We start from the raw sequence: 20,345 nt of genomic DNA, 5'->3' as shown, positions 1-20,345 counted from the left end.
ACCGCCGCGCCCGTTGCACCCCCGCTGCATCCGCCGCACTCGTCACACCCCGCCGTACCACCGCATCCGCCGCCGTATCCGCGGCACCGCTCCCCCCTCCGCGTGTTCCCTGGCAACTCTTCCCGTCCGCCGATTGACGGACCGTCAGGAGCTCTCCGTGACCCACCGCTCATCCCCCCACAGCAGATCCCCGCGGTCGGCCTCGCGCACCCGCGCCTTCTCCGGACCCGCCGCATTCCGCGCCTTCCGCGCCTTCCGCGCATGGCGCGCATGGCGCGCATGGCGCGCGTGGCGTCAACTCGCCCTCGCCACAGCGCTCGGCGCGCTCGCCGTGTTCGCCGTCGGCACCCCGTCCGCGGACGCGGTCACCGTGCCGGGCGCGCCGTCCGGCTGGACCACCGTCTTCAGCGACGACTTCGCCGGCGCGGCGGGCAGCGCGCCGAACGGGTCGAAGTGGACGTACGACACCGGCCCCGGTGCGAACTTCGGGACCGGCGAGATCGAGACGATGACCAACTCGACCAGCAACGTCCACCTGGACGGCAACGGTCACCTCAACATCACCGCGCTCGGCAGCGGCACCAACTGGACGTCGGGCCGCATCCACACGCCCACCGCGGTCGCGGGCGCCCCGGCGGGCGGCAAGTTGCAGGTCACGGCGTCGATCCAGCAGCCCAGCCCGGCCAACGGCCTCGGCTACTGGCCCGCGTTCTGGATGCTCGGCCCCGGCCAGTGGCCCGAGAACGGCGAGATCGACATCATGGAGGACGTCAACGCCCTGTCCCAGGTGGCGGGCACGATCCACTGCGGCACGTACCCCGGCGGTGTCTGCAACGAGGGCAACGGCATCGGCAGCGGCCTGCGCGCGTGTTCCGGCTGCCAGAGCGGCTTCCACACGTACTCGATGATCCTCGACCGGACGAACACGTCCAACGAGTCGATCACCTTCTACCTCGACGGCGCCTCGTACTTCAGCGTCAGCGAGGGCCAGGTCGGCGCGGCCACCTGGCAGGCGGCGTACGACCACAACCTGAACATCATCTTCGACCTCGCGATGGGCGGCGGCTTCCCCAACGGCGTCTGCGGCTGCACCTCGCCGAGTTCGGCGACGACGTCCGGCGGGACGATGAGCGTCGGATACGTGGCCGCGTACACGACGACCGGCGGCGGTACGACCCCGCCGCCGTCCGGCGGCAAGGCCATCACCGGCTACGGCGGCCTGTGCCTGGACGACCGCGCGTCGAGTACCGCCAACTACAACCCCGTTCAGGTCTACACGTGCAACGGCACGGCCGCGCAGCAGTGGACCGTCGTGGAGGCGGGCAGCACCCTGCACGTCCTGGGCAAGTGCCTCGACGTCAACGGCGGCGGCACGGCCAACGGGACGCTGGTCGATCTCTACGACTGCAACAACACCGGTTCGCAGGTGTGGATACCGCAGTCCAACGGGTCGTTGTACAACCCGCAGTCCAACAGGTGCCTGGACGACACCGGTTGGTCGACCACCGCGGGCACCCAGGTGGAGATCTGGGACTGCACGGGCGGGGCCAACCAGGTCTGGCACCTGCCGTCCTGACGGTATTTCAGCTCTTGACGACCTGAGGCCCCGACGGCCTACGGCACTCCCGGCCCCAGGTCCTGACGTTCTTCCAGGCAGTCCCCCCACGCGAGCCGCCGCCCCGACGCACCGACGGCGGCGGCCCGCCTGCCACCTCCAAGGAGGAGTACGTGGTCTCCAGACGATCCTTCGTCACCGCGGTCGGCGCGGGCGCCGCCGCCGCGAGTTCCCCGCTGTGGGCGCGCGGCCTGACGTCGCGGGCCGCGGCGGCCGGTCCGTCACTGCCCGTCTCGCTGAAGAACAACTCGGGCAACGGCACGGTCTACGCCTACATCAGCGGCTCCGACAGCTCCGGCTGGCCCGGCTTCGTCACCTCGTCCGGGCGCTTCCAGCGGCTCCCCAGCCCCTCGTCCGTCCTGACCCCGATCGCCGACTTCTCCCTCCAGTTGGGCGCCTCGGGCTCGGCCGCCACCACCTTCACGCTCCAGGACTACGTGATCGGCGGCCGGGTCTGGTTCTCGGTCGGCAAGAAGATCCAGTTCTACGTCAACCCGCCCGGCGGCAACGGCGGCGTACCCGGTCTCGTACAGCCCGGTTTCACCAGCAGCGACCCCAACTGGCTGACCAACTGGACCTTCTGCGAATTCACGTACAACAGCGCCAACCTGTACGCGAACATCAGCTACGTCGACATGGTGGCGCTGCCCGTCTCCATGGCGACGACCGGCAGCGGCGGTTCGCAGTCGGTCAGCCCGCTGCCCTCGGGCGCGCTGGCCTCCATCGCCTCCGGGCTCCAGGCGCAGCACGCCGCCGACGGGGCGCCGTGGGACAAGCTGGTCGCCACCGACTCCTCGGGCGCCGCGCTGCGCATCCTGGCGCCCTCGCACTCGCCGACCGACTTCGGCGGGTACTGGAACAACTACCTGAACAGCGTGTGGAGTTACTACCAGTCGCACACGCTGACCATCAACGGGCAGGGCGGCATCGGCTCGTACTCGGGCACCGTCTCCGGCAACACCCTGGTCTTCTCGGGTCTGAACACCAACGGCGTGCCGTTCACCAAGCCCAGCGCCGTCGACATCTTCGGCTGCGCCAGCGGCCCGCTCTACAACTCCGGCGGCGACGCCCGCGGCGCGGTCGCCGCCCGGCTGGCCGCCGCCCTCAACCGCAGCTCGCTGCTGGTCGGCGGCGGCAACAACCAGCCCGACGGCGTCGCGCCCTCCGCGTACTACACGGACGCGACGACCAACCACTACGCGCGGCTCGTCCACAAGTACGCCAACGTCGGATACGCCTTCCCGTACGACGACGTCGGTCCCACCGGCGCCGCTCCCGTCGACGGTCACATCCAGGACGGCGCGCCGACCTCCTGGACGGTCTCGCTCGGTCCCGGCGCGGGCTCCGGCACCACCCCGCCGCCCGGCGGTGGCGGCACGGGCGCCTATTCGACCGTCCAGGCGGAGTCCTACAGCGCCCAGAGCGGCACCCAGACCGAGGCGTGCACCGACTCCGGCGGCGGCCAGGACGTCGGCTACATCTCCAACGGCGACTGGCTCAAGTACGCGGCCCTCGACTTCGGTTCGTCCTCGCCCCTGCAGTTCACCGCCCGCCTCGCCTCCGGCGCCGACCCCGGCGTCAGCGGCGCCCTCCAGGTCCGCCTCGGCAGCACCACCGGGACCAAGATCGCCGAGATCGACTTCGGCAACAACGGCGGCTGGCAGAACTGGCAGACCGTCCCCGCCAACGTCACCGCCTCCGTCACCGGCACCCACGACGTCTATCTCGTCTTCTCGTCCGGCTCCTCCGCCGACTTCCTCAACATCAACTGGTTCACGTTCACCCACTGATCCGGGTCCGTCGCTCAGCCTCCGCCGGGTCCGGGCCGCGCGATGTGCGGCCCGGCCCCAGCGGGTGGGGAACGTCAGATCAGGACGTCCTTGTAGTAGACGCTCGCGTAGCGGGTGGAGCTGGTCATGGAGGGGCGGGAGGCGAAGCCGAAGCACAGGCGCGGGTTGTCGTTGACGGTCCGGTAGACCATCATCCCCTCGGGCTCGCGGTAGAAGAGGGTCTTGCCTGCCGCGGTGAAGGAGCGCTGGACGACCTTGCCGGTGTTCATGTCGGTGGCCGTCACGTAGGAGTTGATGTCGGCGGGGTCCTCGTGCCCTGTGCCGTCCAGCGTGTAGAGGTAGTTGTCGAGGAACGTGTAGCCCTGGAAGGTCACGGAGCCGTTGCCGAGGGTGGGTTGGGCGAAGTGCGCCAGCGGGCTGGAGAACTTGCCCGCGGCGGCGTCGGCGAGCGAGAACAGGCTGTAGTGCATGCCGCCGCTCTCACTGCGGCGGACCAACAGCCGTTTGTTGACCGGGTCGGTGGCGCAGGAGATCGTCTTGCTGCCGGTGAGGAACTTCTTCACCGACGACGGGGTGCCGCCGTTGACGAATTTGAAGCGGGCGAGCGCCGTGCCGCGACCGGCGTCACTGTGCTGGTCGGAGTCGCACTCCATCCAGATGTAGGACGCGGTGCCGACCGGCTCCACCCCGATCGACACACCGTGCCCCGCGTTGCTGACGTGCATGTGGCCGGTCAGCTCGCCGCTGATGCTCAACTGGTTGACGCACAGGTCGTCGCCGTCGCTGCCGTTCTGGATCTGCGCGATGTACAGGCGCCGGTTGACGTTGTCGTAGGCCATGCCCTGCATCGCGTGGTGCGTCTCGTGCAGCGACACCCCGCGGAACCGCTCGTACGACGGTTGCGACAGGTCGAACCGTTGGGAGGCCGGGACGTCGGCCGAAGCCAGGGACTCGCTCAGCGCGACGCCCGCGCCGACTCCGAGCAGGCCGGTACCGGCCACTTTTAACGCCGTGCGGCGCGAGAGGGATCGCGACAGTGATTTCGACATTGCGCCACCCTGGCACCACCCTTCACACCCCGCAATGCCCAGGGCGGAGGCGGGGCGGGGGCTCAGACGGCGGCGGGCGGCTGCACGGGGCGGTCGGTCAGACGGCGGCGGGCGGCTGCACGGGGCGGGCGCTGAGTTCCTTGGCCGCCTCCGTGAGGTCCTTGGCGGTGTCGATGGCCCGCCAGTAGGCCCCCTGGGGGATCGGGAAACCGGCCAGCCTCCGCTCGCGGGCCAGCCGCGGGAAGGTCGTGCGCTCGTGGTCGCCCCGGTCCGGGAGCTGGGCGGTGAAGCCGGGCGCGAAGACGTACACGCCCGCGTTGATGAGGAAGGGCGAGGGCGGGGCCTCGATGAAGTCCAGCACCTGGCCGAACTCGTTGGTCTCGACGGCGCCCCACGGGATACGGGGGCGGGCCAGCGCGAGGGTGGCGATCGCGTCGCGCTCACGGTGGAAGGCGGCCATCTCGCGGAGCGAGAAGCGGGTCCAGATGTCGCCGTTGGTGGCGTACCAGGCTTCGTCGGGCCGGGGCAGCGAGGCCGCCGCGTACTTCAACCCGCCGCCGCGGCCCAGCGGTTCGCGCTCGACGACCGTGGTCACGTTCAGCGGCTGCGGGGTGCCGTCCAGCCACTCCTGGAGCACCTCGGCGAGGTGGCCGCAGGACACGACGGCGTCGGTGACGCCCTCGGCGGCGAGCCACGCGAGCTGGTGCCCGATGATCGGCGTCCCGGTGCCGGGGATCTCCACCATCGGCTTGGGGCGGTCGTCGGTGTACGGCCGCAGCCGCGAGCCCTGGCCGCCGGCCAGGAGCACGGCCTGGGTGACCGGCGCGGCGTCGTGGCGCGAGGCGTCATCCGGCGCGGCGGCGTGGCGCGAGGCGTCATCCGGCGCGGCGGCGTGGTGCGTGGCCTCGGCGCGCGAGGCGTCGTGGGCGGTCGAGGGGGAACGGTCGTCGGCGCGCGTCATGCAGCGCACCCTATGCGAAGGCGGCGTACGTCCCGCACCGGGCGGGCCGTACGCCGCAAGGGGTTCCTCGCGCGTGCCGGTGGTGGGAGGCGGCCGGAGAGGCCGCCGTCAACAGCGATGTCAGCCGACCGAGGCGACGCCCGTCGCGAAGGCGGTGTCGCACACCGGGCGCGACCACGCCTGGGCGCGCTGCGTGGCGCCGTCGTACTTGGCGACGGCGGCGCGCCCCAGCGACCGGGCGATCGACGCGCAGTACCGTGCGAGCGACGGCTGACGCGCCATCTCGACCTGCAACTGGGTCAGAGCGGCGCCGGGGTCCTTCTCCTGGAGTTCGTCCAACAGACGGCGGCGCAGCACCTCCTGCGGTGCCTTGGAGGCATCCTGCGCGGCAACCTGCTCCTTCGTCTTCGCGGATGCGGTGAGCACCTGCGAGTCGGAGGAGGAGTCCGCCCACGGGACGCGGGTGACGGCGAGCGTTCCCGACAGCACGAGAACGACCGGAAGAACGAGCGCGAATGTCTTGCCGAGACGGCGAGCTACCTGGTTCACGCATCGGATCGTAGCGACTGGTGATGATTTGGCGACATTTAGTCACCCTGACGAGGGAGTGAAAATCTCGGAGAGGGTGTTCGGGTGTTGACGAACACACCCGAAAGGCCGGATATGCGTATGTATTTGTCGACAACGTGTACGGATGGCGGGGGTGGGGGCGAGGCGAGGGGCGAGGCGGCGACGCGGCTCAGGTAGCGGCGGGGCACGTACTGGCGGGACACGTACCGGTGGGGCACGTACTGGCGGGACACGTACCGGTGGCACACGGCGACGGCCCGCCGGTACGTGAGGAGTCACGTACCGGCGGGCCGTCAGCGCGGAGGAACCGGTGGATCAGCGGTTGTCGGTCAGGCGCTCGCCGGAGGAGGTGGCGAAGACGTGCGTCTCACCGGCGCGCGGCACGACGTGCAGCACGGAGCCCTTCTCGGGGATCGCGCGGCCGCCGACGCGGATGACGACGTCCTTGTCCTCGTCGCCGACCTTGGCCGAGCCGTACACGTAACCGTCGGCGCCCAGCTCCTCGACGACGTTGACGGTGACGGCGAGACCCGCCGGGCCCTCCTTCGTCAGCGCCTTGGAGCTGTCGTTCTCGGAGACGATGTCGAAGTGCTCGGGGCGGACGCCGACGGTGACCGTACGGTCGCCCTTGTCCGACGCGGCCTGCACCGCTTCGCGCTCGACGTTCACGACCGCGTTGCCGAACTTCACGCCGCCGTCGGTGATCGGCACCTCGATGAGGTTCATCGCCGGGGAGCCGATGAAGCCGGCCACGAAGAGGTTCGCGGGGCGGTCGTACATGTTCCGCGGGCTGTCGACCTGCTGGAGGATGCCGTCCTTGAGGACCGCCACGCGGTCGCCCATGGTCATGGCCTCGACCTGGTCGTGCGTCACGTACACGGTCGTGACGCCCAGGCGGCGCTGGAGGCTCGCGATCTGCGTACGGGTCTGGACGCGGAGCTTGGCGTCGAGGTTCGACAGCGGCTCGTCCATGAGGAACACCTGCGGCTCACGGACGATCGCGCGGCCCATCGCGACACGCTGGCGCTGACCGCCGGAGAGCGCCTTCGGCTTGCGCGCCAGGTACTCGGTGAGGTCCAGGATCTTCGCGGCTTCCTCGACCCGCTTGCGGATCTCGGCCTTGTTGACGCCCGCGATCTTCAGGGCGAAGCCCATGTTGTCCGCGACGGTCATGTGCGGGTACAGCGCGTAGTTCTGGAACACCATCGCGATGTCCCGGTCCTTCGGCGGCAGGTGCGTGACGTCCCGCTCACCGATCCGGATCGCACCCGCGTTGACGTCCTCGAGACCCGCGAGCATGCGCAGGGAGGTCGACTTGCCGCAACCCGAGGGCCCGACGAGAACCAGGAACTCGCCGTCCCCGACCTCGATCTCCAGGCCGTCCACCGCGGGCTTGTCGCCACCGGGGTAGATGCGGGTCGCCTTGTCGAACGTGACAGTTGCCATGACTGATTACAGTCCCTTCACCGGCAGGAACGTGCCGGACGATCCGAGTAAAGGAAGGATTGGTCCAGTCCACACTGTGTGAACCTTCCCGTGACGCTACCTTGCCCCCCGCCCCTTGTCACCAGCCCCCCGCCCCCCACTTTCCCTCCCACCCCCCGATCCGTGCCCGCTACACTTCTCCTGCGCCTCCTTAGCTCAGCTGGCCAGAGCACCGCTCTTGTAAAGCGAAGGTCGTCGGTTCGAATCCGACAGGGGGCTCTCTGTTTGTGCTGGTCAGCGGCCCTACCGTCCCTGTGGGCGGTGGGGCGCTTCCTGTCCGGCACACATTCAGCACACATCGTGTCCCGGACGGGGTGGGGAGGAGGCAGCCGGTGCCTCCCAAGGACGAGCTGGCGAAGCGGCGGTACGACAAGCTCGTGGACCGGGTCGAGACGCTGGTGCGCGCGTCACTGAATCCGGAGTACCGGGGGTACGGCGGCCAGCTCATCCTGAACGCCAAAAACATCGAGGAGCTGGGCGGCTCTCCCGACGAGATCCGCCGAGCGGCGCGCGACCGACGCTCTGGACGCCTTCCTGGGCCGAGACGACTGACTCAAGGCTGTCCCGCAACTCCCCACGGTCACACCGCTTGAGCGACGGGGTTGCCTTGGAGGTTGTGGTCGGCGCAGGGCCATGTGCTTGCGGCGAGCGGGGCGAGCGGTGTCGGTACGAGGTGCAGTTCCTTGCCGAGGGTGAGGGCGACCATGCCGTTGTCCAGAATGAGGACGCGGCTGGTAACGCCGGTGCCAGGAAGTTCTGCAAGTGTGTGGGCCTTCAGGCCGGCGTCGATGGCGGTCAGTTGGTCGTTGCGCCAGTAGACGGTGGTTCCTTCCTGGTCCACTGCGGCGGGTGCGGTGTAGTAGCCGGGCAGGCCCGGGCCGCTGGTCAAGGTGTCGTCCGGCGCAAGTCGCTGATATCTGGAGTGAGAAGGCAGCCGGTTCTCCATTTCGACAATGGAGACGACGCCGTCAGCACCGATCGCGAGCGTTCCGTGGCTAGGCCAGGTGGCGACGCGGGCGCCTTCGGAGGTCCAACGCGTTGTCTCCAGGGCTCCGTAACCCTGGGCGCCGATGAGGAAGCCCCGGGCCCCGTCGATCGCTTTGTGCCCGCCGGGCGCGGGTGCCGTCGCGGCCGATGTCTTGCCCGTGCGTAGATCGAGAAAGAACGTGCGGCCGAGTCCGCTGCGTAGGTCTTCGAATGACGCGGCCACGCTGTCCCCGGCGATCATCAGCGGCTCGTGGTAAGCCACGCTGACCTCACCTGGCGCCCACGCGGGTTTCTGCCGCGCCTGCCAGCCGGAGTCCTCGCTGATCTCGACTATTCCGGGATACGAGATGTCGCCGAAGCGGATCGGGGTCGACCATACGCGGGTGCCGTCTTCGCGGTGGCGGGAGATCCGCGGTTCGCTCATGGGCCCCTCGCGGCGAAGGGGTCCGCGCGCCGCAGTCCACAGGATGCAGAAGCCGTCGGGCAACAGGGCGAAGGTGCCGATGTCCTCGCCGGGCCGGCTGGGCGGGACCACGGAGTTGACGGTCCGGCCGTCCGCGTCGATCTCATCCAGAACCCGCCAGGTCGATTCAGGGCGGGACACCCAGACGGTTCCACGGCCGGTGGCCCGCACCCACGGGTGACCGGTTCCCGGGAACGAGCGCTGCCACTCCACATGTCCCGTCTGGTCGAAGGCGCTGAGGACGGTCTCCATGGGATTCGCGCCGTAGCCGATGACGAAGAGCGGACCGGCCGGATCATCGGCCACGACATTCCACGCCTGGCCAGGCAGGACGACGCGCAGAGGAGCATTCATGGACGTGCATCCTGCCCGGCCGTCCAGAGCGACGCCACCACGAGTGCCGGCCATGAGAACGCTCACCCGTGACCGGGCGTGCAGCCGTTGACGCCGCCCCGCTCGGAAGCGGGGGGACGACATCCAACGGGAGTCCGGCCGTCGTCAGGCCGGTAGCGCGTCCTCTGGCGAGGATCATGGCCCGGCGTTTGTGCATCTTCTTGGAGACCTCGTCCAGGCGGTCGGGGAAGAGGTGGCCGTAGACGTCGAGGGTGAGGGTCGCGGACTTGTGGCCGAGCATGGTCTGGACGACGTCTCGTGAGGTCCTTTCCCGGGGGGATCGGCGTGGCGTGAGGACCGCGCCCTCTGGGGCGGGGGCGCGGTCCTGGGGGTGGGGAAGGGTCAGGAGGTGCGGGTGGGGGACGGGGCGGAGGGGTCTCCGAGGACGTGGAGGCCGAGGAGGCCGCCGATGGCGCCCTGGGTGGGCTTGGGGGCCGGGGCGGACGGGGCGGGAGCCTCCGGCTGGGAGGGCGGGGCGGGCGGCGGGGCCTGCGAAGTCCCGCCGGAGGAACCGCCGCTGGAGGAGGACGTCGAGCCGCTGGTCGGGCGGGAGCCCGCGGAGTGGCCGCCGCCGGTCGACGAGGAGGACGTGGACGACGAGGACGTCGGCGCCTTGGACGTCGGCTGCCCCTTGGCCTTCTTCTTGTCCTCGCCCTTCTTCTTGGACTTCGGCGACGCCGACGGCTTCGGCGACGCGCCCTGCGGCCCGCTGCCGCCCGAGACCTCGGGCAGCGGGGAGCCGGGCAGATTGTTGGTCGGAATGACCGTCGGCCGCTGCGGCCTGTCGTCGTGCGTGCTGGACGCGCGGACGGCGGCGCCGAGCACCGAGCCGATCAGCAGCGTCAGACCGGCGATCACGGTGGCGAGCACCGTGCCGCGCCGCAGCACCCGGCGGCGCAGGTCCCACACCGTGACGCGCGGGCCGAGCCGCCGCCAGGCGTCCCCTGCGAGGTGACCGTCGATGGAGTACACCGGCGCGCCCGCGATGATCAGCGGGCTCCACGCGGCGAGGTAGATGAAGTCCGGGGCGTCGTACACCGGGACCGTCCGCCAGCTCACCGTCACCAGCAGCGCGATCGACAGGCCCGCGCCGAAGAAGGCCGCGACACGCTGCCACAGACCGCAGACGGTCAGAACGCCGACGACCACCTGGAGGAAGGCGATGCTCAGGCCAGCGCCCACCGGGTGGTTGAGCGCGGCGTCGCGCAGCGGCTCCGCGAGGGCCCACGGGTGCAGGGAGTTGAGCCAGGTGACCATCGAGCCGCGCTTGCCGCCGTCGAAGTAGACGGGGTCGCAGAGCTTGCCCATGCCCGCGTAGATCGACACGAAGCCGAGGAAGATCCGCAGCGGGAGCAGCACGATGCCGAGGTTCATCCGGCGGTCGGGGTACCAGGCGTGCTTGGCCGGTTCGCCGTTGCGGGTACGCGGCCTGCGCTCGGCGCCGTCGACGGACGAGGAGTCGCCGACGTAGCCCACCCGCTGCTCGTCGGAACCGCCGTCCGCGCCCTCGTCGTACGCGCCGGTCGCCGGGCGTACGCCGCTGAGCAGGCCGGTCGGCGACTGCGCGCCGCGCTGGCCCACGACGGTCGGCACGGGGGGCGCCGCCGTGGTGTCGTCGATCCGCGGCAGCACCTGGGTGGCCGCGCCGGAGGAGTTCGCGCCGCCGGCCACGCCCGCGCGGCGGACCGCCTGGAGCAGTTCCCCGGCCGCCGGGTCGCCCGGCGTGGAGCGGCCCGACCACACCACCGGCGACAGCTTCCGCCGCCCGGCCGCGCCGGGCCGCGCTTGCGTCACGACGGGGATCTGCGCGGTGTCGTCGAGGCTGAGGGCACGGCCCGGGGTCGCGCCGAGCTGCACCCGGAAGCTCGCGTGATTGACGATGACCTGGGCGGGATCGCTCGGCACCCTGGCCATGCTCAACGGAGCGGGCTCGTCGAAGCCGGGCAACCCTCCCCCCGTAGGAGTGCGGGGTGTTCTGGTGTCCACACTCATCTAACCGAGTGACGGACGTTTAGGACACTGCCTCCGCGCCCCCACGATGTCCGAGACCCGTCAACGCCCGGTCAGCGCCCCGGCGATGACGATTCGAAGACGCGTCCGAGAACGCCTCAGGAAGGGTCACGGGGCTGCTCAGAGCCTGCGCCGCGCAGGCTTTTCAGACCCGGCGCCACGACCCGCCACAGACGCGGCGCCACAGTCCCGGCGCCACGACCACGGCTCAGGCCCTGCACCACGACCACCGCTCAGCCCCGGCACCACAACCACCGCTCAGGCCCTGCGCCGCGACGCCTCGTACAGCACAACACCCGCCGCCACACCGGCGTTCAGCGACTCCGCCGCGCCGCCCGGCATCGGAATCCGCACCAGCAGGTCGCACGTCTCGCTGACGAGCCGCGACAGCCCCTTGCCCTCGCTGCCCGCGACGATGACGACGGGCCCCGACAGGGCGTCCAGCTCGTGCAGTTCGAGGTCGCCGTCCGCGGCCAGGCCGACGACGGTGAGCCCGGCCTTCTGGTACGACTCCAGGGTGCGGGTGAGGTTGGTGGCGCGCGCCACCGACACCCGCGCCGCCGTACCCGCGGACGTCTTCCACGCACCGGCCGTCATCCCGGCCGCGCGCCGCTCGGGCACGACGACGCCGTGCCCGCCGAAGGCCGCCACCGAACGGACGACGGCGCCGAGGTTACGGGGGTCGGTGACACCGTCGAGCGCGACGATCAGCGGGTCCTCGCCCGCGTCGTGCGCGGCGGCGGCCAGATCGTCCGGGTGCGCGTACTCGTACGGCGGGATCTGGAGCACCAGGCCCTGGTGGTTCAGGCCCGCGGTGAGCCGGTCGAGCTCGGGGCGCGGGGCTTCGAGCAGCGGTACGCCGCGGTCGGTGGCCAGCCGCAGCGCCTCCCGTACCCGGTCGTCGTTCTCGATGAACTGCTGGACGTACACAGCTGTGGCCGGGATGTCGGCGCGCAGCGCCTCCACCACCGGATTGCGGCCGACGACCAGCTCGGAGGTCGACTTGGAGCCGCGGCCCGACGGGCGCCGGGACTGCGAGGAGACGGCCCGCTTGGCCGCGGCGTTGGCGACGCGGTTCTTCTTGTGGCCCTTGCGCGCCTCCGCGGGCGGCGTCGGGCCTTTGCCCTCAAGGCCCCTGCGCCGCTGCCCGCCGCTGCCGACCGTGGCGCCCTTTTTGTTGGATGTACGGCGGTTCCTGCGCTGGCTGTTCCCGGCCATGGGGCACTCTCACTTCGCTTCGGTCATGCTCGCCGGACATGGGTCCGGCGTACGGATATACGGGTCGGGTCGGGTCGGGGCGACGGGTCGGGCCCGTCGACCGGAGCCGCGGAGGCGATCCGCCAGGAGGCGTTCCGCCACGGAGGCAGTCGGCCGCTGAGGCGGTCGGCCGCGGGATCGGTCAGCCGCGCAGCGTCCAGCGCGAACCCGTCGGTGTGTCCTCGATCTCCAGACCCGCCTGTACGAGCTGGTCGCGGATCGCGTCGGCGGTCGCGTAGTCCTTGCGGGCGCGGGCCGACTGCCGCTGTTCGAGGACCAGCCGGACCAGGGAGTCCACGACGCCGTGCAGGTCGTCGCCGCGGTCGGCGCCCGTCCAGTGCGCGTCGAGCGGGTCGAGGCCCAGCACTCCGAGCATCGCACGGACCTCGGCCAGACGCGCGACCGCGGTCTCCTTGTCGTCCGCCGTCAGCGCGCTGTTGCCCTGCCGGACGGTGGTGTGGATCACGGCGAGCGCCTGCGGCACTCCCAGGTCGTCGTCCATCGCCTCGGCGAAGGCGGGCGGCACCTCGGCGGCGGGCTCGACCGGCCCGGCTTTCTCGATGACCCGCTGCACGAAGCCCTCGATCCGCGCGAAGGCGGACTCCGCCTCGCGCAGCGCCTCCTCGCTGTACTCGATCATCGACCGGTAGTGCGGGGTGCCCAGGTAGTAGCGCAGCACGATCGGCCGCCAGCGCTGCACCATCTCGGAGACCAGCACCGAGTTGCCGAGCGACTTGCTCATCTTCTCGCCGCTCATGGTGACCCAGGCGTTGTGCACCCAGTAGCGGGCGAACTCGTCGCCGTACGCCTTGGCCTGCGCGATCTCGTTGTCGTGGTGCGGGAAGATCAGGTCGATCCCGCCGCCGTGGATGTCGAAGACGCTGCCCAGGTACTTGTGGGCCATCGCCGAGCACTCCAGGTGCCAGCCGGGACGGCCGCGGCCCCACGGCGTCTCCCACGACGGCTCGCCGGGCTTGGTCGACTTCCACATCGCGAAGTCCCGCTGGTCCCGCTTGCCGGTCTCGCCCTCGCCCTCGGGCTGGCGCAGATTGTCCAGCTCCTGGTTGGACAGCTCCAGGTACTCGGGGAACGAGCGCACGTCGAAGTACACGTTCCCGTCGGCCTCGTACGCGTGCCCGCGCTCGATGAGGCCGCGCATCATCTCGATCATCTCCGGTACGTGGCCGGTGGCGCGCGGCTCGTACGTGGGCGGCTGGCAGCCCAGCGCGTCGTAGCCCGCGGTGAAGGCGCGCTCGTTCTCGTACCCGATCGCCCACCACGGGCGGCCCTGGTCGGCCTCCTTGGCGAGGATCTTGTCGTCGATGTCCGTCACATTGCGGATGAACGTGACGTCGTAGCCGCGGTAGCGGAACCAGCGCTGGATGATGTCGAAGTTGAGCCCGGACCTGATGTGCCCGATGTGCGGGGCCGCCTGCACGGTGGCGCCACACAGGTAGATCGAGACGCAGCCCGGCGTGAGCGGGACGAAGTCACGGACCTGGCGCGCGTTGGTGTCGTACAGGCGAATAGTCACTCCACAAGGGTAGTGGCCCGGAGCGGGTGCCTTGTGCGGTCTGACACAGGGCACACACAACGGTGACAATCGGCTGTACGGCGACCCCCGCGCCCCGGCCCCGCCCGGCTGGACGGCGGCCCGGCCGTACGGACGGCGGCCCCGCGCGGCTCAGCCGTGCTCGACGATGCGGTCCGCGCTCACCCGTACGACGACACGCACGTCCCCGGGCTCGTCGTTGCCGTACTCCTCACCGGTGTACTTCCGGCTCAGCGCGTTGATCAGGTCGTCGCCGCCCTCACGGGTGAGGGTCGCCGTGCCCCGGATCTCCAGGTACTTGTACGGGTTGTCGACCGGGGTCACCAGCACAGTGGTGCGGGGGTCCTTGAGCAGATTGAGGTGCTTGCGACGGCCCTCCTTGGTGGAGACGAGCACGTCGTCACCGTCACGCGTCACCCACACGACGGACAACTGGGCCTGGCCGTCGGGCTGGAGGGTGGCGATGGTCGCGAAATTCTTGCCGTCGATCAGGGCGCGGGCGGAGTCCGGGAGGGCGGCCATGAGCGGGTCCTTTCACATGCCGGGGCGGTGATCTTCCGGCTACGCAACGTGCCGGACGGGCGGAGAATTCCCTCACCCGCCCGTGGGTTTTCCTCGCTCACTCGTGCGGGTGAGCGCGGACCACCAGTGCCGTCGCGACGGCGGCGAGGCCGTCGCCGCGGCCGGGGAAGCCCAGGCCGTCGCTGGTGGCGGCGCTCACCGAGACGGGGGCGCCGACCGCCGAGGTCAGGACCTTCTGGGCCTCGTCGCGGCGGCGGCCGATCTTGGGGCGTTTGCCGACGACCTGGACCGCCACGTTGCCGATGACGAAGCCCGCGTCGCGCACGATCCGGGCGGCCTCGGTGAGCAGGGCGGTCCCGGAGGCGCCCGCCCACTCGGGCCGGTCGGTGCCGAAGTGGGCGCCGAGGTCACCGAGCCCGGCGGCGGAGAACAGGGCGTTGCAGGCCGCGTGGGCGACGACGTCGGCGTCGGAGTGCCCGGCGAGCCCGGGCCCCTCCCCCTCCCAGAGGAGTCCGGCGCACCACAGCTCGCGCCCTTCCTCGAAGGCGTGGATGTCGGTGCCGATGCCGACCTGGGGAAGCACGTAGCCGGGCGGCAGGCCGGAGCCGGGCAGACCGGACCCGGACGGATCGCCGCCGGGCAGATCGGACGCGGGCAGGTCGGACGACACCCCGTGCCCGAGCGGGCCGTCAGTAGCCATCGGTGGCCCTCCTGCGGGCGAGTACGGCCTCGGCGAGTACGAGGTCCAGCGGGCGGGTGACCTTGAACGCCTCTTCGTGGCCCGGCACGACCAGCACCGGTACGCCGAGCTGTTCGACCATGCTCGCGTCGTCGGTGACATCGCGGGTGACGGTGGCGTGCGCCTTGGCGAGCGTGCCGCGGTCGAAGCCCTGCGGGGTCTGGACGGCGCGCAGCAGGGCGCGCTCCGGGGTGCCGGTGACCAGATGGGTGACCGCGTCGACGCTCTTGACGGTGTCGGCCAGCGGCAGCGCGGGGACGACGGCGGGGGCGCCGCCGCGTACCGCCTCGACCACGCCGTCCACGGTCTCCACCGGCACCAGCGGGCGGGCCGCGTCGTGCACGAGGACGACGTCCACGTCGTCGGGGAGCGCGGCGAGGCCGAGCCGTACCGACTCCTGCCGTACGTCACCGCCGGGGACGACCCGTATGTCGGTGGACTCGGGCAGGCCGTGGGCGTCGAGCAGCGCCCTGACCTCGGGGACGCCCTCGGGCGGGGCGACGACCACGATCACGTCGACGGCGCGGGCGCGGGCCATCGCGCGGACGGCGTGCACCAGGATGGGCACCCCGCCGAGGGTGCGCAGGGCCTTGGGCGCGCCGGGGCCGAGCCGAAGTCCACGGCCGGCGGCGGGAATGACTGCTGCGGTACGCAGGTTTGTGTCCTTGTATGAGGTGGGTATCGCCTGGGAGTACCCCCAGCCGAGGTTGGGGACAGTGCCGGGCAAGCGCTCACCGCGGACCCCTTCCGTGAAGTCCGCGGGGATGTGCCACGCCCGGTACCGCCTGGTGAGCGGTGCCGTATGTCTCCGGCCGTATGTCTCCGTACGCGGGCACAAGCATGCCGCGGCACCCGGTCGTCATGCCCGACCGGGTGCCGCGGTAATTCCCTCGGGTGGTGTTTCCGGGGGCAGTGCGTCGCCGTACGTCACGGTCGGCGTGGCCACGCCGATTGAGACGAGAAACGAGAACCTCGATGGCACGTGGTGGGCGCGCGCGAGGATCTTAGGACGCGAGAACCTCGTCGAGCAGCGCCTCGGCCTTGTCCTCGTTGGTGTTCTCCGCCAGAGCGAGTTCGCTGACCAGGATCTGCCGGGCCTTGGCGAGCATGCGCTTCTCGCCGGCCGACAGGCCGCGCTCGCGCTCACGACGCCACAGGTCGCGGACCACTTCTGCGACCTTGATGACATCGCCGGAAGCGAGCTTCTCCAGATTTGCCTTGTATCGCCGGGACCAGTTGGTGGGCTCCTCGGTGTACGGCGCGCGCAGCACCTCGAAGACCCGGTCCAGACCCTCCTGACCGACCACGTCGCGTACGCCGACGAACTCCGCATTGTCCGCGGGCACACGTACCGTCAAGTCGCCCTGGGCGACCTTGAGCACCAAGTAGGTCTTGTCCACGCCTTTGATCTGGCGAATTTCGATTGCCTCGATCAGCGCGGCCCCGTGATGGGGATAGACCACGGTGTCGCCAACCTTGAACGTCATGTGACAGGTACCCCTTCCGTGGCTATCCAGGGTAACACGGGAACGCCCTCATCTGAATGGCGTTTTCGCAGGTCAGAGCATATCTCAGGGCTTGACAACGGCCCCCGGGACGTGCTGGAGCATGCCTCCCGCGCGAGGTATCCGCAGGTGGGAGCAGGTATACGGGGAGGCTGAAACGTCGCCGTTACAGGCTCTACCGCCGCCGAACAAGGGGCAGTACGTCCCTATTTGTCGCTCCCGGACGAGTGGATCATCGCTACTCCGTTCGGGAACCTGCCCGCAGATGATCCAATTTTGCACAGTCGTGGAACAACGGCGGAACACTCGCGGAAAACCGGCCGCGCCGATCATGAACGACGTCGGGTAATCACGTCGGGGGAATGCGGAATGCAATGGGTACGCGCACCCGGCCCGCCACCGGGCGGGTGAACCGCGCGGGTGAGCCGGGCTCCCAGGGGCCACCCGGTGCGCGGGCGTGTCAACGGCTCGGTAATCTAAGGCCGCTGGAAGATCTTCCGAACCTGATCTAGGAGATGCCGCCGCCGTGGTCCGCAGCTTCCGTCGCGGCGCCCTCGCCGCCGTTTTCGCGCTCTCGCTCGCCCCGCTCGCCGCCTGCGCGGCCGGGAACGACGCGCAGACCCTGAAGGTCCAACCGGACAGCGACTCCGTGACCCACGGCGTGATCAAGGTACAGAACGCCGTGGTGCTCACCCAGAGCGCCGGCAACGGACCCGCGACGGTCTCCGCGCGCCTGTTCAACAACGGCGACGACGCCCAGACCCTCCAGTCCGTCCAGCTCGGCTCGACCAGGGTCACGCTCGCGGACAAGGACGGCGGCCAGACCGTCAGCGTCCCCGGCCACGGCACCGTGCTCCTCGGCGGCAAGGGCAACCCGTCCGCCGTCGTGGACAGCGGCACCGAGGCGCTGCGGGACGGCGACGTGCAGAACGCCGTGTTCGAGTTCAGCTCCTCCGGGCCCGTCGCGATCCAGCTCAACGTGATCCCGGCCACCGGCGACTACCAGCAGTTCGGTCCCAGCTCGCTGCCGACCACCCAGGCGCCGACGCCGAGCACCACGCCGACCGGTTCTGCCACGCCCACCGGCTCGGCCACGCCGACGGACACCGCGACCCCGACGGGCACCGCCACCCCGACCTCCTGAGGTCGGTTTTCGGACAACCTGAAACGGCCCGGTGGCACGCTCGCCACCGGGCCTTTCCCGTATACGAATCCGGGACGCACTCTGCCGTCCGCGCGCTGTGTCAGGGCCCGGGTCCAAGGCCCGGACCCGGGTTTACGGCTCGAACTTGTAGCCCAGGCCGCGGACCGTCACCAGATAGCGCGGCGCTCCCGGGTCGGGCTCGATCTTGGCGCGCAGCCGCTTGACGTGCACGTCGAGGGTCTTGGTGTCACCGACGTAGTCGGCGCCCCAGACCCGGTCGATGAGCTGCATACGGGTCAGGACGCGGCCCGCGTTGCGCAGCAGCATCTCCAGCAGGTCGAACTCCTTGAGCGGGAGGTCGACCTTGCCGCCGGAGACGGTGACCACGTGCCGGTCGACGTCCATCCGGACCGGACCGGCCTCCAGGGCGGCCGGGGAGATCTCCTCGGGCTCGCCGCGGCGGCGGAGCACCGCGCGGATGCGGGCGACCAGCTCCCGCGAGGAGAACGGCTTGGTCACATAGTCGTCCGCGCCTATCTCCAGGCCGACGACCTTGTCGATCTCACTGTCCTTGGCGGTCACCATGATGACCGGGACATTGGACTTCAGCCGGAGCTGGCGGCAGACCTCGGTGCCGGGCAGGCCCGGCAGCATGAGGTCGAGCAGCACCAGGTCGGCGCCATTGCGCTCGAACTCGTCCAGCGCGTCGGGCCCGGTCGCGGATATGGCGACCTCGAAGCCCTCCTTGCGGAGCATGTACGACAGCGCGTCGCTGAAGGACTCTTCGTCCTCGACGACGAGTACGCGTGTCACGGAAGGACCTCCGGGGCGGGGATGTGTTCGGGGAGAGAGCGGAAGAGCTGTTCGTCCGACGGCTCGTCCAGCGACTCCTGGTCGGAATCGAGATCGGAGTCGCGGTCGGAGTCGGGGTCCGCGTCCGCCTCGGCCACGGGATCGGTGCCGGGCGGCAGTGCGCGGTCGCGGGCGATCCCGGCTTCGGGAAGCCGCAGTGTGAAGGTGGAGCCCTGACCCTCGGCGCTCCACACGGTGACCTCCCCGCCGTGCGAGGCGGCCACGTGTTTGACGATGGACAGCCCGAGCCCGGTGCCGCCGGTGGCCCGCGAGCGCGCCGGGTCGACCCGGTAGAAACGCTCGAAGACCCGGTCGCGGTCCTTCTCGGAGAGGCCGATGCCCTGGTCGGTGACGGAGATCTCAATGAGATCCCCGCCGGGTGCGTTGATCCTGCGCCCCGCGATGCCGACCCGCGTACGGGCCGGACTGTAGTTGACAGCGTTCTCGACGAGATTGCCGAGGGCGGCGGCGAGCTGGCCCCGGTTTCCCCATATGTGCAGGTCAGGGGTGGTTCCGGTAGCCATGGTGATCTGTTTGGTGTTGGCCTGGTGACGGCAGCGGTCGACGGCCTCGGCGACGAGGTCGTCCACGGCCACCGGCTCGGCGTCGTCGAGCAGGTCGTCGTCCTGGACCCGGGAGAGGTCGATGATCTCCTGGACCAGGCTGGTCAGCCGGGTGGCCTCGATCTGCATCCGGCCCGCGAAGCGGATGACCGCCTCGGGGTCGTCGGAGGCGTCCATGACGGCCTCCGACAGCAGGGAGAGCGCCCCCACGGGGGTCTTCAGTTCGTGGCTGACATTCGCCACGAAGTCACGGCGGACCGCCTCGATCCGCCGGGCCTCGGTGAGGTCCTCGACCAGCAGCAGCACCAGCCGGGAGCCCAGCGGGGCGACCCGCGCCGAGACCGCGAGACCTTCGCCGCGGCTCACACCGCGGCGCGGCAGGTCCAGTTCCACCTGCCGTATCTCGCCGTCCCGCCGGGTCTCGCGGGCCATCTGCAGCATCTGGTCGACGGCCAGCCGGCCGCCGCGTACCAGCCCGAGGGCGTACGCCGCCGAGCTGGCCTTGACCACCGTGTCGCCCTCGTCCAGGACGACGGCGGAGGACCGCAGGACCGAAAGGACGGTGTCCACGCCCGGCGGCAGCGCGCCGGTCATGTTGTCGGGCCGCATGGCCGTACGGGTGGGGCGGGCCTGTTCCCGCTCGCTCCAGCGGAACGCGAGCACGGCGATCACACCGGTCAGCAGACCGGCTATCGCACTGGCTGCGGCGACTGCCGCGTTCACGTCCATAGCCCCAGGTTAGGTGGGTCGCGCAAGCGATCCACAACCCCGGAAGCTACCTCTCGGATGCTCGTTGCCAAGAGTTCACCTTCACGTGGGGAGTGGTTCACTCAGGGTGTGCGGTCGGTACGCGTACGCCCATCAGCGTGGCAGCGTGGAGGAGAAACC

18 protein-coding genes and 1 tRNA gene are annotated in these 20,345 nt (G+C 70.5%); 5 read left to right on the top strand and 14 right to left on the bottom strand.

Going from position 1 to position 20,345, the window contains the following annotated elements; translation table 11 throughout:
• The first annotated feature begins 157 nt into the window (after window positions 1-157).
• Window positions 158-1,576: a ricin-type beta-trefoil lectin domain protein gene (locus ACIP4Z_RS31915; RefSeq protein ID WP_401313809.1), complete on the top strand. Its 1,419-nt coding sequence runs from the start codon at window positions 158-160 to the stop codon at window positions 1,574-1,576.
• Window positions 1,577-1,728: 152 nt separating this feature from the next.
• Window positions 1,729-3,405: a beta-1,3-glucanase family protein gene (locus ACIP4Z_RS31910; protein WP_355342196.1), complete on the top strand. Its 1,677-nt coding sequence runs from the start codon at window positions 1,729-1,731 to the stop codon at window positions 3,403-3,405.
• A gap of 74 nt (window positions 3,406-3,479) precedes the next feature.
• Here ACIP4Z_RS31910 and ACIP4Z_RS31905 read toward each other — a convergent pair whose 3' ends face one another.
• The 4 genes from ACIP4Z_RS31905 to ACIP4Z_RS31890 form a co-directional block, all read right to left on the bottom strand.
• The gene (locus ACIP4Z_RS31905) at window positions 3,480-4,406 is read right to left on the bottom strand and encodes a teichoic acid biosynthesis protein C (RefSeq protein ID WP_391049661.1); all 927 of its coding nucleotides are present in this window, start codon (window positions 4,404-4,406) and stop codon (window positions 3,480-3,482) included.
• A gap of 145 nt (window positions 4,407-4,551) precedes the next feature.
• Entirely contained in the window at window positions 4,552-5,415 is an 864-nt protein-coding gene (locus ACIP4Z_RS31900) for a sugar phosphate nucleotidyltransferase (RefSeq protein WP_391049663.1), read from the bottom strand.
• A 120-nt stretch (window positions 5,416-5,535) separates the two neighbouring features.
• Window positions 5,536-5,964 (bottom strand): hypothetical protein, encoded by a 429-nt coding sequence (locus tag ACIP4Z_RS31895; protein ID WP_188280613.1) that lies wholly within the window; start codon window positions 5,962-5,964, stop codon window positions 5,536-5,538.
• 336 nt (window positions 5,965-6,300) lie between these two features.
• Entirely contained in the window at window positions 6,301-7,431 is a 1,131-nt protein-coding gene (locus ACIP4Z_RS31890; RefSeq protein WP_355342187.1) for a sn-glycerol-3-phosphate ABC transporter ATP-binding protein UgpC, read from the bottom strand.
• Between the two features lie 184 nt (window positions 7,432-7,615).
• Between ACIP4Z_RS31890 and ACIP4Z_RS31885 the strand changes: the two genes are divergently transcribed.
• Window positions 7,616-7,689: transfer RNA gene (locus ACIP4Z_RS31885), tRNA-Thr, on the top strand.
• 113 nt (window positions 7,690-7,802) lie between these two features.
• The gene (locus tag ACIP4Z_RS31880) at window positions 7,803-8,063 is read left to right on the top strand and encodes a hypothetical protein (RefSeq protein WP_401313806.1); all 261 of its coding nucleotides are present in this window, start codon (window positions 7,803-7,805) and stop codon (window positions 8,061-8,063) included.
• Here the strand turns inward: ACIP4Z_RS31880 and ACIP4Z_RS31875 are convergent.
• The 8 genes from ACIP4Z_RS31875 to ACIP4Z_RS31840 all read right to left on the bottom strand — a co-directional run bounded on the left by ACIP4Z_RS31875 (window position 8,051) and on the right by ACIP4Z_RS31840 (window position 16,880).
• The gene (locus ACIP4Z_RS31875; protein WP_401313804.1) at window positions 8,051-9,274 is read right to left on the bottom strand and encodes a hypothetical protein; all 1,224 of its coding nucleotides are present in this window, start codon (window positions 9,272-9,274) and stop codon (window positions 8,051-8,053) included. The genes ACIP4Z_RS31880 and ACIP4Z_RS31875 overlap by 13 nt on opposite strands.
• A gap of 381 nt (window positions 9,275-9,655) precedes the next feature.
• Window positions 9,656-11,227, bottom strand: a complete 1,572-nt coding sequence (locus ACIP4Z_RS31870) for a DoxX family membrane protein (protein ID WP_391049790.1) — start codon at window positions 11,225-11,227, stop codon at window positions 9,656-9,658.
• A gap of 354 nt (window positions 11,228-11,581) precedes the next feature.
• Entirely contained in the window at window positions 11,582-12,541 is a 960-nt protein-coding gene (gene rlmB, locus ACIP4Z_RS31865) for a 23S rRNA (guanosine(2251)-2'-O)-methyltransferase RlmB (RefSeq protein ID WP_355342096.1), read from the bottom strand.
• A gap of 181 nt (window positions 12,542-12,722) precedes the next feature.
• Window positions 12,723-14,114: a cysteine--tRNA ligase gene (gene cysS, locus ACIP4Z_RS31860; RefSeq protein ID WP_355342093.1), complete on the bottom strand. Its 1,392-nt coding sequence runs from the start codon at window positions 14,112-14,114 to the stop codon at window positions 12,723-12,725.
• A gap of 150 nt (window positions 14,115-14,264) precedes the next feature.
• On the bottom strand, window positions 14,265-14,654 hold the full coding sequence (locus ACIP4Z_RS31855; protein WP_355342090.1) for a PPOX class F420-dependent oxidoreductase: 390 nt from the start codon (window positions 14,652-14,654) through the stop codon (window positions 14,265-14,267).
• 97 nt (window positions 14,655-14,751) lie between these two features.
• A complete protein-coding gene (gene ispF / locus ACIP4Z_RS31850; protein ID WP_401313802.1) occupies window positions 14,752-15,354 on the bottom strand; it encodes a 2-C-methyl-D-erythritol 2,4-cyclodiphosphate synthase in 603 nt (200 codons plus the stop codon).
• Complete coding sequence (ispD, locus tag ACIP4Z_RS31845) at window positions 15,344-16,075, bottom strand: 2-C-methyl-D-erythritol 4-phosphate cytidylyltransferase (RefSeq protein WP_391164090.1); 732 nt, start codon at window positions 16,073-16,075, stop codon at window positions 15,344-15,346. The genes ispF and ispD overlap by 11 nt, the downstream gene beginning before the upstream one ends.
• A gap of 322 nt (window positions 16,076-16,397) precedes the next feature.
• On the bottom strand, window positions 16,398-16,880 hold the full coding sequence (locus ACIP4Z_RS31840; protein WP_033174074.1) for a CarD family transcriptional regulator: 483 nt from the start codon (window positions 16,878-16,880) through the stop codon (window positions 16,398-16,400).
• Window positions 16,881-17,424: 544 nt separating this feature from the next.
• On the opposite strand from ACIP4Z_RS31840, the gene ACIP4Z_RS31835 reads away from it, so the two are divergent.
• The gene (locus tag ACIP4Z_RS31835; RefSeq protein WP_355342083.1) at window positions 17,425-18,042 is read left to right on the top strand and encodes a DUF461 domain-containing protein; all 618 of its coding nucleotides are present in this window, start codon (window positions 17,425-17,427) and stop codon (window positions 18,040-18,042) included.
• Between the two features lie 132 nt (window positions 18,043-18,174).
• Here ACIP4Z_RS31835 and ACIP4Z_RS31830 read toward each other — a convergent pair whose 3' ends face one another.
• Window positions 18,175-18,855 (bottom strand): response regulator transcription factor, encoded by a 681-nt coding sequence (locus ACIP4Z_RS31830; RefSeq protein WP_093716893.1) that lies wholly within the window; start codon window positions 18,853-18,855, stop codon window positions 18,175-18,177.
• Window positions 18,852-20,186 carry a sensor histidine kinase gene (locus ACIP4Z_RS31825; RefSeq protein ID WP_401313799.1) on the bottom strand — a complete coding sequence of 445 codons (1,335 nt, stop codon included), beginning with the start codon at window positions 20,184-20,186 and terminating at the stop codon, window positions 18,852-18,854. The genes ACIP4Z_RS31830 and ACIP4Z_RS31825 overlap by 4 nt, the downstream gene beginning before the upstream one ends.
• Window positions 20,187-20,345: the final 159 nt, after the last annotated feature.

The sequence above is a fragment of the Streptomyces sp. NPDC088910 genome, assembly GCF_044749865.1.
Taxonomy (GTDB): Bacteria; Actinomycetota; Actinomycetes; order Streptomycetales; family Streptomycetaceae; genus Actinacidiphila.
Note: the sequence above shows the minus strand (reverse complement) of the source record. Positions and strands in the feature narration are given on the sequence as shown.

Excerpts from the sequence above, each read along its gene's own strand:
- ACIP4Z_RS31855 (WP_355342090.1), bottom strand. The coding sequence starts at position 14,654 with ATGGCCGCCCTCCCGGACTCCGCCCGCGCCCTGATCGACGGCAAGAAT.
- ispF (WP_401313802.1), bottom strand. The coding sequence starts at position 15,354 with ATGGCTACTGACGGCCCGCTCGGGCACGGGGTGTCGTCCGACCTGCCC.
- ACIP4Z_RS31890 (WP_355342187.1), bottom strand. The coding sequence starts at position 7,431 with ATGGCAACTGTCACGTTCGACAAGGCGACCCGCATCTACCCCGGTGGC.
- rlmB (WP_355342096.1), bottom strand. The coding sequence starts at position 12,541 with ATGGCCGGGAACAGCCAGCGCAGGAACCGCCGTACATCCAACAAAAAG.
- ACIP4Z_RS31840 (WP_033174074.1), bottom strand. The coding sequence starts at position 16,880 with ATGACGTTCAAGGTTGGCGACACCGTGGTCTATCCCCATCACGGGGCC.
- ACIP4Z_RS31825 (WP_401313799.1), bottom strand. The coding sequence starts at position 20,186 with ATGGACGTGAACGCGGCAGTCGCCGCAGCCAGTGCGATAGCCGGTCTG.
- ACIP4Z_RS31875 (WP_401313804.1), bottom strand. The coding sequence starts at position 9,274 with ATGAATGCTCCTCTGCGCGTCGTCCTGCCTGGCCAGGCGTGGAATGTC.
- ACIP4Z_RS31870 (WP_391049790.1), bottom strand. The coding sequence starts at position 11,227 with ATGGCCAGGGTGCCGAGCGATCCCGCCCAGGTCATCGTCAATCACGCG.
- ACIP4Z_RS31900 (WP_391049663.1), bottom strand. The coding sequence starts at position 5,415 with ATGACGCGCGCCGACGACCGTTCCCCCTCGACCGCCCACGACGCCTCG.